This window comes from Ruegeria atlantica, from assembly GCF_013032505.1.
In the GTDB taxonomy this organism is placed as follows: Bacteria; Pseudomonadota; Alphaproteobacteria; order Rhodobacterales; family Rhodobacteraceae; genus Ruegeria; species Ruegeria atlantica_F.
The window spans coordinates 17,122-29,386 of sequence record NZ_WQCG01000016.1 but is presented as its reverse complement, the minus strand read 5'-3'; the positions used below and the strand labels follow the sequence as shown (position 1 = coordinate 29,386).

15 protein-coding genes are annotated in these 12,265 nt (G+C 63.1%); all 15 read right to left on the bottom strand.

The window, feature by feature from the left end:
- Positions 1-222: hypothetical protein (locus GOW92_RS24135; protein ID WP_170566239.1), on the bottom strand; the 222-nt coding region annotated here is incomplete at its 3' end.
- On the bottom strand, positions 219-572 hold the full coding sequence (locus GOW92_RS24130; RefSeq protein ID WP_170566236.1) for a hypothetical protein: 354 nt from the start codon (positions 570-572) through the stop codon (positions 219-221). The genes GOW92_RS24135 and GOW92_RS24130, both read right to left, overlap by 4 nt.
- Positions 573-740: 168 nt before the next feature.
- Positions 741-1,193, bottom strand: coding sequence for a TrbG/VirB9 family P-type conjugative transfer protein (locus GOW92_RS24125; RefSeq protein WP_170566233.1), 453 nt, complete (start codon positions 1,191-1,193; stop codon positions 741-743).
- Entirely contained in the window at positions 1,178-1,561 is a 384-nt protein-coding gene (locus GOW92_RS24120; protein WP_170566230.1) for a hypothetical protein, read from the bottom strand. The genes GOW92_RS24125 and GOW92_RS24120 overlap by 16 nt, the downstream gene beginning before the upstream one ends.
- Positions 1,558-1,992, bottom strand: a complete 435-nt coding sequence (locus tag GOW92_RS24115; RefSeq protein WP_170566227.1) for a hypothetical protein — start codon at positions 1,990-1,992, stop codon at positions 1,558-1,560. Before GOW92_RS24115 ends, GOW92_RS24120 begins: the two co-directional genes overlap by 4 nt.
- Positions 1,989-2,576, bottom strand: coding sequence for a GIY-YIG nuclease family protein (locus tag GOW92_RS24110; protein WP_170566223.1), 588 nt, complete (start codon positions 2,574-2,576; stop codon positions 1,989-1,991). The genes GOW92_RS24115 and GOW92_RS24110 overlap by 4 nt, the downstream gene beginning before the upstream one ends.
- Positions 2,577-2,591: 15 nt before the next feature.
- Complete coding sequence (locus GOW92_RS24105; protein ID WP_170566220.1) at positions 2,592-3,284, bottom strand: hypothetical protein; 693 nt, start codon at positions 3,282-3,284, stop codon at positions 2,592-2,594.
- The gene (locus tag GOW92_RS24100; protein WP_170566217.1) at positions 3,275-4,693 is read right to left on the bottom strand and encodes a hypothetical protein; all 1,419 of its coding nucleotides are present in this window, start codon (positions 4,691-4,693) and stop codon (positions 3,275-3,277) included. Before GOW92_RS24100 ends, GOW92_RS24105 begins: the two co-directional genes overlap by 10 nt.
- A complete protein-coding gene (locus tag GOW92_RS24095; protein ID WP_170566214.1) occupies positions 4,690-5,157 on the bottom strand; it encodes a hypothetical protein in 468 nt (155 codons plus the stop codon). Before GOW92_RS24095 ends, GOW92_RS24100 begins: the two co-directional genes overlap by 4 nt.
- Positions 5,151-6,290, bottom strand: coding sequence for a hypothetical protein (locus GOW92_RS24090; protein WP_170566211.1), 1,140 nt, complete (start codon positions 6,288-6,290; stop codon positions 5,151-5,153). The genes GOW92_RS24095 and GOW92_RS24090 overlap by 7 nt, the downstream gene beginning before the upstream one ends.
- A complete protein-coding gene (locus GOW92_RS24085) occupies positions 6,275-7,387 on the bottom strand; it encodes a hypothetical protein (protein ID WP_170566208.1) in 1,113 nt (370 codons plus the stop codon). The genes GOW92_RS24090 and GOW92_RS24085 overlap by 16 nt, the downstream gene beginning before the upstream one ends.
- 153 nt (positions 7,388-7,540) lie before the next feature.
- Positions 7,541-8,188, bottom strand: coding sequence for a hypothetical protein (locus GOW92_RS24080; RefSeq protein WP_170566205.1), 648 nt, complete (start codon positions 8,186-8,188; stop codon positions 7,541-7,543).
- A gap of 350 nt (positions 8,189-8,538) precedes the next feature.
- On the bottom strand, positions 8,539-9,645 hold the full coding sequence (locus GOW92_RS24075) for a type II secretion protein F (protein ID WP_170566201.1): 1,107 nt from the start codon (positions 9,643-9,645) through the stop codon (positions 8,539-8,541).
- Entirely contained in the window at positions 9,642-11,408 is a 1,767-nt protein-coding gene (locus tag GOW92_RS24070) for an ATPase, T2SS/T4P/T4SS family (RefSeq protein ID WP_254453148.1), read from the bottom strand. Before GOW92_RS24070 ends, GOW92_RS24075 begins: the two co-directional genes overlap by 4 nt.
- Positions 11,408-12,265 (bottom strand): hypothetical protein, encoded by an 858-nt coding sequence (locus tag GOW92_RS24065; RefSeq protein WP_217356585.1) that lies wholly within the window; start codon positions 12,263-12,265, stop codon positions 11,408-11,410. The genes GOW92_RS24070 and GOW92_RS24065 overlap by 1 nt, the downstream gene beginning before the upstream one ends.

Here is a 12,265-nt window from a genome sequence, read left to right as displayed (position 1 = left end):
CCGTTCGCCTCTGCCGGTATCGATCCGGGTCTGCGTGTAGTGTCGTTGTCCCGGCCCCTGCAACCCGGCCGGATTGACCGATGTGCGGAACATGTCAGAAACCGGCTCCACCAGCAGAAGCCCCAGAATAGCCCCGCAAACGGTGACAGCCGGCAGCACCAGCCCCCGGAGTTTTGGCCTGGCTCGCCCGCCGAATTTGCGCCTGTTCTGCAGTCCGGTCATAGGTTGGCCTTCGCATCCGGAGGGGTCCCGACCACCTCGAGGAATTTCCGCACCATCTCGATGTCACGTGTTTCGAAATCCGGCTCGCACAGTAGCTTCGAAAGCTGGTCGAGACCGAGCCCGGCTTCCAGGCCCAGGGACATCATCCGGCAGATGTCCCGACATTTCCAATTGATGTAACGGTCACCTTTCACCTGGTCGCTGTAGAGGACCAGGCATGGCTCTGTGTCATCCGGGCTGCGATATCCCACGGTGATCGTCACAAACACACCATCCTTCACTTCAACCTGGCGTATTTTGGCAAAAGGTGGATGGACGGGCGTCGCCTTCGACGCGTTATGCCGGGTCATGGCGTCTCCTTTCCGACAGACCGTCCGGGACAGATTGCTGACACCACGCCGCCCATATGTGGCTGGCTGTTCCGGTTGGCCGGGAAGATATGGATATGAGCGGGTCTCACGCGGCGATCCTTTGGTGCTGTGGAAACGGGGCTGGCATATGGGCCAACGCTGTTCCTGTTACTCTTCGGGGTAGGTGAAACTCAGAACGGAGACGGAGTCTGTCTGGCTCGGAACGAGGTTGATGTCGTAGACACGCTGATCTGTGAATATGAAGAGATTGGCCGGACGGGCGCTCTCTGTAGGTGACAAGGTCACAAACACCTGGATGGCTTCCCCACCCTGCCCGCGATGCGTCATGTCCCAGTCTTCGGGCAAGGAGACCATCGGGGTGTCTGCCAGCTGCTCTCCGGGGCGGAGCTTCACGAGACAAAGTCTGTCGGCATGACACCGCAGCGTAACCGGCGAGCCATCAAAGGGCATTTCAACATGCCCGCTCAGGGCCAGGTTGAGGGGCGTCTCAGCCGTGGTGGCGGCGGTCTTAACAGGGACCAGGGTTTCAGCCACAACAGCGGTTGCGCTCAGGATTAAAGCCGTCTGGAATATCATCAGCTGTTTCAGAAATCGTTCCATGGGTCTTTCTCCTCTTTTGGTCCTTGAATCCGGGAATGCAGTCTGTGTGATCGCGTCCATGCGTCCATCCCGCCCAGCGTGGGTGTCAGTGAAGAGATGGTCCCGTTATCGATCCAGCCGCGAAGAGACCGATGGATATGGTCCGCATCCAGCCCCGCCCGGTCGCAAACCTCGCGAAACGCCCGCGAGGGATACGGACCGACCCAACGCTCCGCCTCCTCCCGCACCGCATTGGGCGCGTTCGAGACCAGATCGCGTACCAGGCGCAGCAACACCGCCTGCCAGAGTGCCCGGCAGGCGCGGATGTCGTAGCAATCCATCGGGTGGGCTGTGTGCATATGTGGCAGGGAGTTCGGGCTGTGGATCATGCGCTGCCCCCTTTCTGCGGACCATCCACGTCCTGCTCCGCATCCCGCAGGCGGTTCGCGAGCTCGGCCGACCAGGCCGGGGGGCGCTCCAGTTCCGCAAGCAGCAGCCCGAGGATCGCGGCGGGTTTGGGGGTGCCGGTCCGCAGGTCAACCGCCGTGCTCATCGATCGGGCGAGGCTCGCGGCGGTCACGCCGTCATGCTGGAGCATGACCGAAAGCGCGATGCAGAGATCGGAGACCAGCGCCTCCATGTCCGAGCCCGAACGGTAGCCGCCGTTATAGAAGATTTCCCGGGGCCGCAGATGGTCCGCATCATAGCCGACGGTGACATAGACCGTCTGACCGGCCCAGCTGAGCTTGCGCGTCTCGGCGGGGCGGCGCGGGGGCAGCACTGTGCGGGCGGTCTTCCTGCGGGGAACTGAGCCAGTCATGAGCCGTCCCCCCTGTCGCGCCCCGAAGCACTGAATGTCCGGATTTCGCCACCAGCAGGCCATGACAGCTTCAACCGGCTGACGCGTTTGATGATATGTGCGGTGGCGAGAAGCGCCGTTGCGATGTCTTCAATGCGCTCACCGTGCCGGAGCCAGAACCACTCCGTTCCCCGCCGGTCCCTCTTGCGAGCGGGATTGTGGCGCAGGCGATGCAGCATGATCCGCTCGCATTGACGGGCGCGCGGCATCGAGACGGTGAAGACAATCTTCATGTCGTCCCCCCCGACCCGGTTCAGCTCTGTTCGCCGGTCCTTTGTCCGCCGCGTTGTGTACCCCACTTTGAACAAACCGGAATGTCTGCGCGATTGCATGAGATAGACCGTGCCCCATCCGCGACCGCGTCGGCGCAGCCAGGGTATGATGCGCCATGCCAGAAACAGGATCGCGATGGCCAGGCACAACACCGCGCCAAAAAGCTCCGACCCAACCCGCGCCGGGCGCGCGCGGGTTTGTCCCACCTCTGGCCAGACCCCTGCCCGCGCGGCGAGGCAGACCTGCAGGGCGGGCAACGGGATATGTCTCATGCTGGCGTGCATCTCTTACTCCCCACGGCCGAAGGTTTCATAGGGGCTGCGGCCGGGTGCGGCGCGCTTGCCGACGCGACTCCGGTCCGGTTCGGGGGTGATATCGACAACCCGGATCGCGCCGTCGAGCACGCCCCGGAACGTGTCCGCGCCGATCAGCGCGGGATTGCCCGCGATGCCCTCGTAGGCCGAGCGGCCCGCACCCGATCCGTCGATCCTCGGCAGCGCCGCCCAGACCTGCGCAATGCGGTTGGCGGTGGCGTCGGAAGTGTCTCCCGCCCGGTAGCCGGTCTCGCGCAGCAGATGCCGTCCCAGCCGGTCCTGCGTGGCCGCATCGAAGCGATCCGCGCGCGAAACCACACCCTGGTCCACCAGCCGTTGCAGGGTGAGGCGGATGATCCTGTAGCTTCCGGCAGCCGAGGTGAGCGAACCTTGTTGCACGGCACTGCGCTGCCAGGCCAGCACCTCTTCCACGCGCAGGGTGGTGATCGGGCGCGGTGGTCTGAGCCCCATACCGTCATGGACCGTGTCATACCCGCCCGGCGCTTCCAGCCGTCGCACCAGCTCCAGCACCGTGTCTTCCGTATCGGCGTGGACGGGCGGGGCCGCGGCAAGCATGAAGGTGAGGGCGGTGAGCCCGTATGTCAGCAAGCGCGCGCGGTGCATCCGCCGGACGTCACGGGTTGGGAGGTTCAGGCTCATATCCATTTTGCTTCCTCTCGGTTCGAATTGTGGCAAGGCGCACGCTTTTCGGTTTTCGTTTGCGCCTCGCCGTCCCGTCCGCTGATGTCGCGCGACAAACAGCAGGCAGGGAAACCAGTGCCCTGATCCGCGTATCCTGTATCCAGGTACCAAAGCTCTGCCGTGCCGAACGACCTGTACCAGCGGGACATGCGCCTGAAAGGAAGCTTCAGGCCCAGCCGGTGCCGCTGGACCAGGTAATTGGCAAGAGCAACCGCGCAATTCGTCGGCCAGACCCGGAATGCTGCAATCTGGCGCGCATGGGCCCGGATATGGGGCCGGTAAAGCGCGCCCAGGGGTCCTGAGAACAAAACCACACGAATGCCACGCTCCTGTAACGCTTGCGCGACCTGTGCGGGGGACGCGCCCGTCAGAATCTTCCCGCTGGTTTTGAGCCTTGTCATATTGATGTGAACCACGGCTAAGCCCTTTTTCGGCGCCAGGAACCAGGCCCAGCCCGGGCGCGGATAAAAATCCAGCGCGGTACCGGGGATCGGGTGATGCCGGGCCAGGGTACGCAGCGCGATGATCGAGAGACCGGTCGTTGCGGCAAAAGCTGCAAACGCGCCCGGCTCAAACCCGCTCAGCACCATCAGTACGCCCAGGCCCAGCCAAAGGGCGGTCCATCCCAGCCAAAGCGCCTGCTGAACCACCCAGAAGAGGTGAAGAGTGCGCGCGGGTGCGGGTTTAAGGCTGTTGCTGGGCGCGGCTCCCGTTCCTCTTCGTCCAGCCCCCGGGCCCTGATGAGATCCGCCGCATCCGTTTTCCGGCGCAGGCGGCCGAACACCGGCCTGATCAAGACGCGACCAGATGATCGCCGCGATGGCGGCACACAGGAGCAGAGGCGTGCCATGGGCGGTGAAGATGCCGCGCAGAGCGACATCCGTGGGGGTGAGGCGGAATACGGACCCCATCCCGAGGCCGGACCCGATATCGGCCAGGCGCAGGCTTGTGAGGCCGAATATGGTGAGGACCACCGGCAGCGCCGCAGGCGAGAGGCAAAACCGCCGCCAGGGGAAGAGCCGTCGGCGCGCAACCCGGTACCCCAGATCGGTGAAGATGCCGGTGACGCCGGTGATTACTCCCGCGATCAAGGCGCCCGACATCCCGGCGATCAGCCCCAGCGTGGCCAGAAGCCAGATGTCGCCCTGCCCCAAAGACGCGCGCCCGAGCACCATCCGGATGGCAAGGGCAGCCCCGCCAAAGAACGCCATGCCGATCACCATATCCAGAACAGGCACGAGAAGAAGCAGATTCAGACATGCTCCGCTCAACGCCACCATGGCCAGCGATCCAAAGCCGATCTCCAGGTGGGCCATGTCCTCAAGCGCCAGGGCGAGGCAGGAAAAAGTAAGCAAGACAGTGGCAAGGATCATCGCGGCTCTCCGCCATAGGTTGACTTCAGTGCAGAACACAGAAGCGGGCTGGCGATATCGGCCAGGCATTCTTCCGGAGAGCGGCGCGCGACGCGGGCGGCTTGCGGATCGATCCGGGCCAGCCCCAGCAGTTCGCGCTGGTATTCGATCACCCTCTCAAGCGCGTCGATATCGGCTTGCAGCTTCTGCTTGACGGCAATGATGGCGCGCAGCCCACCCGAGGCGGTGGGGGCGGCCGGTGGTGAGACGGGGCCTTGGGCCGCGCCGCCCGGTTGTTCGGTTAAGCCGGATCCTGGAGTGGCCCCGATTGTGCCACCGGCCTGTGGCGGCACCTGTGCCTGTGCAAGGGCTGGCGCAGAAAGTGCGGTTGCCACTGCCAGCACCGCGGCGGCGCAGAGGTGCGGGAGGGGTCTTGCTGCGGGTTCGGCGGGGCTGGACCCTGTCTGATCTGTGCGTTTCAGCATCCGGTGCACCTCCCCGTGGTCAGGGACCGGATAATGGCCCTGTTGAATGTGGCGTTGGCGCTGGCAAGTTCTGTGACGCCCAAGATGCGGGTCAGAATATTGCTAGCGGTTATCGTGGTGGCAGTCATGCGGGCGGTGGCGAGACGGTTGATCCGGGCCTGACCTTCGACAACAAGATCGCGGGCGGAGAGCGCGCCGCGATTGGTCAGGCTTGTTGTTGTCAGCGTATCGATGGTTGCGGACCCCCTGACCTCAAGCTGGCGCGCTTGCGCAATCCCGGTCGCGGTGAGATTTGCGGTGGTGATCTCGCCGGTGACGCGCAGGGTTCCAGAGGTCTCAACATTGCCGGTCACGCTCAGATCCCCGGTCAGGGTGGTGATGTCGAACGCGTCGGCCACGGTCACATTCTCGGCTTCCAATGTGTCGATCCCGGTGAGGTCGTTCCCGCCCAGATCGAGATCGGTTTCCATCCGGTTCAGTTCCGGGCGACCCGGTTTGGAAACCCGGTGCAGGAAGGGCAGGACATGGCGGTCCATGCGCAGAATGCGAAAGGCGGCAACATCCCGGCCTTCAAATGCAACACCACCGGCCCGCAGCCGGGAAAGGTCATAATCCAGCCCCGGACCGCGCAGCCGGTCGAGACTGGTGGGCGGGACATAGCCGACAAGGCCCACGCCTTCCCCGCCACGGGGAACATAGCCGGGTGTGGTCTCGCCCGGCAGGGTGCTGGCGCGGGCGAGGATGACAAGCGCATCCGAGGACTGGGCGTAAAAGATCACGGAAATCTCCCGGCCCAGGGACGTGAGGCGGTCGCCACCGTCGGGCCAGACATCCTCGCGCGCGAGATCGTCAAGGCTGAGAACGCGGGTTTTGCCGATGCCGGTCTGATGGGCGATCTGATCTTCGAGATCGCGCAAGGCCAACGTGGCCCCGGCATCCACCACCCGGGTGAGAAGACGGGCTTCCTGCACACCAGCCGCCTCAAGCGCGTAGTCACTGGCAATGCGGCTGGCCAGCGAGACGGCCGGAATGAACAGCAGCATCACAAGAACGGCCTCAAAGAGGCTGAACCCGCGTCGGGCCTTGCGGGGGATACGCGCGGGTTGGGTAAGGTGCTTCAGCATCCACGACATGATCGTATGACCTCAAGCTGGTTGGTGCGGGTGCGGGGTGCGGTGAAGAGATCTGCGGTCATGGTGGTGACTGTCACAGAGCGTGCCTCACCTTCCACACCGTAGGTGACGCCGGAACTGGTCAGTGTGTCGCCGACCGCGATACTGTCGGCCGCCAGGGCAGAGCTGCTGATCTCATCAGCTCTCACGTGCTGCGCCGTGACATTGGTATTGACCTCAAGCGTAGTAAGACTGCCATTTGAGACGGCCAGCTCCGGTGCGCTGAGCGTGCCCCTGGTCACCAGCGATTGGGTTTCAGTTCCCGCATCTGTCCTGAGGCTGCCATCGACATTGTCCAGCCTTCCGGCGAGTTCCGTGACCCTTGCGGGGCCTGCTGCGGCATTTGTGGACCCGGACGAGGCGAAGAGAGCGCCGACCCCGACAACATCATGACCGTTCATATCGAGATGTGCCGAAAGGCCTCCGGCCAGATGGCCGACGCGAGGTTTGCGCAGCACATATTCTTCTGTCACCCCGGAAAGCGCGGGAGTTTGCAGGATGATCTCGCCCGCGCGCAGAGGACGACCGAGATATGTGGCGGCGGGGCCTTCATCAAGCAGCAGACGTCCGCGCAGATCACCGCCTTTCGGTCCCGAGACAAGCCCCGAGGCTTCCAGCGCATCGAGCAGCCCGTCCGCATCCGCATAGGCCGGGTTTTCAAGGGGTCTCATCAGGATATAGCCCTGCGGATCGGCGCCTTCCGGTTCGGGGGCAACAAACAGCTGCGCGCGGAATCCGTTGGGATCGGCCGGAAGGGCACCGAGGCTTTTGGCCGCGATGAGACGGCTGTCGACATCAACAAACCCACGCGATGTACGGACCAGTTCGTCGCTGTAATGCCCGTGGTTCTCCTGGACATGCAGGTCCAGGAGCGCGGCCAGCTCGGCCACATGCTGTGCGCGTGCGAGGTTGCGGGCGTCACGTGTTTTTTGCAGGTCTGCCCGCATCAGCAGCGTGAACAGGCTGACCCCGATCATCAGGGCCAGCGCGGCAGTGTAGAGCAACGCGCCACGACGGGTGCGGCGGGGCGGACATCCCGCGCGGCCCTTTCTCTCCAACAGACACCGTACGCGATGACGTGACTCTTCCCATGGGATCTTCCCGGGAGCAGTCGGCAGACTGCACCTGCCCGGCAAGGATCGAGCCGGGATGCGCCTTGGGGGGCGCTTTCGGGGATGATGCAGAACAGCGAGAAACATCATGACCCGATCTCAGAAGGTCAGCGCGACAGTGTAGTCGCCACTCACAGTGTTGCACCTGTTGGCCACAAATACCTCACTTATGGGCGGCCCCACGTGGGTTCCCCCGACAGTTACGCTCTCAAGACCCGAGCCGGGGTCCTGGAAGGCGAGCACCGCCGCGCGGCAGGCCGCCGGGGGCAGGTTTTCAATGGTGACGACGAAATCGCGCCCGCCATTGCCTCTGATGGTGATGGCGGTGTCAAAGGGTGAGGTAAAGGTATAGGCCCCGGAACTTTCTTTGGTCAGTTCCCGCTCGGAAAACCCCTCATCGGAGAGAAAAACCAACAGCGAGCGATTCTGATAGATGCCCGATTGGATGTGGGCGCGCTCAATGATGGCCACCGCCTGGGTCAATTGCCGGGTCAGGTTGGTGCGCTTGAGCGTGTTCGTCCCACCGATATAAAGGGTGACGATCGCGGCAATTGCCAGCACGACAATGCCAAACCACAACAATCCGCTAAAAAGTTCTGAACCCCGGCGCGCGCGGCGCGGGTGGTTCCGGCGCCGGATCCCGGACCCGGCTTTGCGACCAGGCGCGCCCTTGAGGCGGGTGCGCAGTGCGCCTGCAACGGGCTCTGCCTGACCCCGAGTGGCGGTGCGCGTATGTATCACATCCATATTGGGTACCTCGTTCTTTGCTGTGTGGGCCCGCCCGTGCATCACGCGTGTGGCTCAGGAGAAAGGCCGGGTGTTGGAGGGCTGCGCAGGCTCCTTTTGTTTTTGCGCAAAACATCTCTGTTCCCGGACTCGACAGTCCGGGTTGGGCGGTGCTACGGTTTGGGCCTTGAGTGAAAAAACCTCCCGCGTCAGGATATGTGCTTGGCCCTGTGCGGGGCGTTTTGACCTCGAGGTTTTCGACTTGCCGGATCGTCTGGTGCCCGTGGCCGGGTACTGTGACGGTCCGGCTTTCCGATCAGTCTCTCACTCCTTTCTGCCTGCTGTGTTTGGTGTCAGTCATGGTTTTGCGCTCAATAAATGGTTTGCACGATGGACAGGGTGCTGAGCATGGTGCTGCCGATAGCAGCGGCCACAAGCGTCAGCAGGATCATGTTCAGCGCGACGGTTCTTGATTTGACCATGGCTTCAAAATCCTCCATCCACCGGTCCAGAAACCCCGCAAACTTGTCGAGACCGCTCAAAGGCCGGGTCTTGTCGGATGCGCCTGCGTGTTCGGAAGGCATGTGGTCAGAATCCTGTTGGCTGACCAATGCGGCAAAGACCGCGTTCAGGTCCCGTGCGGGAAACTCGTGGCCGGTCTTCTGAAACGCGGTTTTCCAGGCCTCTTCATCATCCGCATGCGCCACGTTGCGGGCAATGGCCGCAATGCGGGAGCGCAGATAGGGGCCCGAATGATGCGCCATGTCTTCGAGCAGATCGGAATCGAGCTTCTTGCCCATCCGCCCCAACTCCGTGATCGTGAATATGAACCCGACTCCCGCCTGCAGCTTGTAGAGAGAAAACGGCACCACCCGGTCAAAGCGCGCGCGCGGATAGGCCGTCCAGCGCGCCAAAACCAGCCGAAAACCCGGCACGATAAGCGCGCCCGCCACGAGAATGAGGGCCACATTGTCAACAAACCAGAAGCTGAACCCGCCCACAATCTGCGCGGGGCCCGGCCATTGGCCGATCGGCCTGACAAGCGCCAGGTTGGGATAGAGCTGCGTGCCCAGCATGTAGACGACCACCCCCAGCATCATCAGCAGGACCACGGGCGGGATCACCGCGCCCTGGATCGCCCGGGTGAGCTTGTCACGCTGTTCGGCCACGCGCATGGCGGCGCGGAAAATCTGCACCTCATCGAGACTGCTGATCCGGTCAAGCAGCAGCATTTCTGAATCGGGCACATAAACGCGCGCCCGATCAGCAAGATGGCCCGTCACATTGCCCTCGGCCATCTCCCGGACAATGGCGGCAACCGGGGCCTTGCCCTGATCGGCCCAGCTGTCGGCAACAATCCCCAGCGCCTCGCCCAGCGACAGCTTTGCTTCAGCCAGATCGGCCAGCAGCCGCCAGGTCCGGGCGCGGGTCCTGGCCCCAAAGAACATCCGGCGATAAAAGATCAAAGCCGCGCTCACAGGCTTACTCCTTCCGGGGACCAGATGAAACTTTTGCGCTGGATGTCGTCCATGCGATCGGAAAGGTCGGTCTTCTTGTCCAGCGCATCGCGCGGGTCCACATGTCCGCGCATAACCAGCTCCGTGACTTTCTGCGACAGGGTGATGCCGCCGAGCCCGCCTTCGGCCCTGGGCTTGAGCCAATGTTTCAGCGCGCCGTTGAAATGGCGAGCGCGCACATATTCCGTATACTCCAGGTCCGGCTCGATCACCTCCGCTACCGCGATCTGGCGCTGATACCCCGCCCAGGCCCTTTGACCCAGATCTTCACCATCGCGCAGGCAATGCTGGCATCCCCCCCGATCACGCAGAAAAACCCCGCCTGCCACATCTTCAATGTCCTCAAGCGCAAAGCGTTCATCATCGGTCAGCCTTGCATCGCCCATCGGAGTTTTGCAGTGATCACACAGAAGCGGCACCAGCGTCTGCTTGATCAGAAGGCGCAATTGCCCCGCCTGGCTCAGATCCTCCGGTGAGATTCCCATCGCAATCAGGCGGAAGGGAATGGCGTTGGCGTTGTCCACATGAAGCGTGGAATAGGCGCCATGACCGGACATGGCAAATTGCAGCAACAATTCTCCGCCCCCGCGTTCGCGGATCTCCGAAAGCATCAACACATCCGGATTTTGTCGCATGAAACTGCGCAATGCTTTCTCGTCATCGTTGCTGCCACGGCTGGCCGAGGCACGTGGGATCTGCGTGATCCCATTGCGCCTGATCCTGTATTCCACCGGGTCCTCAAAAGTGACGATGGATTTACGGCCCTCACGGGAATCGTAGACCGCCTCAAGCGCACGGATGAGCGTGGTGGATTTGCCATCCCCGGTTTCCCCGCCCAGGATCACGCAGCCGCGCAGATTGGCCCGCGCACGCGCCAGACACCGGTAGACATCCCTGTCGTAGCCCAGATCCTCAAGCGCGCCGGTATCGTTGTCATCCCCGTAGAAGACCCGCATCACCGCAGATTTTCCCTCGCGGGCATCGCTTTCAAAATAGCCGATCTCCAGACGCAGCTTTACCACGTTCTCGGGCAGTGACACCCTGCCACCCGGCGAGATGGACATCGAATAGTTGGTCTCCTTTTTCAAGGTGCTTTCGCCGGACCCGCCATCTGCGGAGTTAAACAGCATATTGATGGCGGATTTTCCTTCCTCAGCCGTCCAGGGATGACCAAAATCATATTCCGATCCCGCGATCTTGAAGCGCACCAGCGTTTTGGTGTCATGGCGAAAAATCTTGATATCGGACGCCCGGGCCTTTGCCGCCGCCGCGATCGTATTCACAAGTCGTTTCTCGCCATCCCGTTCTGTCAGGCTGCGGCTTTCATCCTGGATGCGGCGTTTGGCGTTCGGGTCGTAAAGGGAGGGTATGTCCTCAAGCGGCCATTCCCGGAGCTCGTAAGTGCCAGACAACATCCCGGCACTCACCAGGGCCAGGACCGGCTCCAGGAATGCGTCAGTGTTGCGATAGCCCCTGGCGACAAAACATATCCCGTCATTGCGCGCGGCCCCGATGCGCCGGAACTCCGGATCCGGGTGATCGAAGACGCCATTTTGCAAAACCGGCAGCGGTTTCTGGTGCGTCCCAAAGAGCGAAACAAGCCTGGCCATCATCTGCATCCCCCCGCCTGGTTTGCGGCCAGTGTCTGTTCCACCGAGGGTCGGAGCAGCGTGCCCCTGTTTGGGGCTGAAACCAACGTGCTCTAATGCCCGCAACTTCTCCATCACCCCCCCTCCCCCGGTCCAAGGTGCCCGTCAGGTGCTCCAAAAAGCTCCTGAACCGTGGCCGGCTCCGCGATCAGACCGCCGCCATCGCTGACTTCCGGTCTGGTCGCCACGGGGATCAGCCTCTGGCGTTCGCCCCCGGCACTCACCGTCACCGCCTCGCGGGTGATCTCATCGACGCGCAGGCCGCCGGGCAGGATATCGCCGGTTGCAACCGTCATCTGCGTGCCGTCGGCGCTGTCGCTGAGCACCGCGTGCAGACCCTCACCCAGAACCGGGGAACCCAGAATGGCCGCCACCCGGTATGGCGCGGCGCAGGTGAGCGGGTCGGCTGGTCCGGGCGCTGGCGCCGCGGCGCTTGCTGCAGCACCTGCAATCTCGGTGGACTTGGCTGCCTTGAGCCGCTCGATCTCCGTGCGCGCCGCCGCCAGTTCGGCGACCGTGGCCGCGTTCGCGCCGGTGGCGCCCGTGGCGAGATCGTCCAAAAGCGCGCGGAATTCTTTCTCACTGCCAAGTATCGTTCTGACCCGTTTTTGGCGTTCCGTGCAAAAGGTCAGCACCTCACTTTCCAGCGCGGCCGCATTCAGGCGATCGACAGCCTCATAGAGGGACAGATAAGCTGCCTCCAGCGCCTCAAAGGGGCAGCTCAAGATATCGTCGCGGGACCTGACCGGAGCCGCAGCGGTGGTGTCAGTCGCAGCCATGCCGGAGCGGGCCGTACCCGGGGTCTCGAACAGGTCCGTCACGCCTTGCGAGAAGGCCGGTCGTGGCAAGGCAAGCCCTGCACAGACCGTCAACACGGCAAAAGAGGCGCGGAGAAGCGCGGGACCGCCCGGTGCATTTCTGCTCAACAGCAT

Bases quoted from the DNA above. Each gene is read 5' to 3' on its own strand.
- GOW92_RS24105 (WP_170566220.1), bottom strand. From the start codon at position 3,284: ATGGATATGAGCCTGAACCTCCCAACCCGTGACGTCCGGCGGATGCAC.
- GOW92_RS24115 (WP_170566227.1), bottom strand. From the start codon at position 1,992: ATGACTGGCTCAGTTCCCCGCAGGAAGACCGCCCGCACAGTGCTGCCC.
- GOW92_RS24100 (WP_170566217.1), bottom strand. From the start codon at position 4,693: ATGATCCTTGCCACTGTCTTGCTTACTTTTTCCTGCCTCGCCCTGGCG.
- GOW92_RS24080 (WP_170566205.1), bottom strand. From the start codon at position 8,188: ATGGATGTGATACATACGCGCACCGCCACTCGGGGTCAGGCAGAGCCC.
- GOW92_RS24110 (WP_170566223.1), bottom strand. From the start codon at position 2,576: ATGAGACATATCCCGTTGCCCGCCCTGCAGGTCTGCCTCGCCGCGCGG.
- GOW92_RS24095 (WP_170566214.1), bottom strand. From the start codon at position 5,157: ATGCTGAAACGCACAGATCAGACAGGGTCCAGCCCCGCCGAACCCGCA.
- GOW92_RS24130 (WP_170566236.1), bottom strand. From the start codon at position 572: ATGACCCGGCATAACGCGTCGAAGGCGACGCCCGTCCATCCACCTTTT.
- GOW92_RS24070 (WP_254453148.1), bottom strand. From the start codon at position 11,408: ATGGAGAAGTTGCGGGCATTAGAGCACGTTGGTTTCAGCCCCAAACAG.
- GOW92_RS24125 (WP_170566233.1), bottom strand. From the start codon at position 1,193: ATGGAACGATTTCTGAAACAGCTGATGATATTCCAGACGGCTTTAATC.
- GOW92_RS24090 (WP_170566211.1), bottom strand. From the start codon at position 6,290: ATGTCGTGGATGCTGAAGCACCTTACCCAACCCGCGCGTATCCCCCGC.
- GOW92_RS24065 (WP_217356585.1), bottom strand. From the start codon at position 12,265: ATGCTGTTGAGCAGAAATGCACCGGGCGGTCCCGCGCTTCTCCGCGCC.
- GOW92_RS24120 (WP_170566230.1), bottom strand. From the start codon at position 1,561: ATGATCCACAGCCCGAACTCCCTGCCACATATGCACACAGCCCACCCG.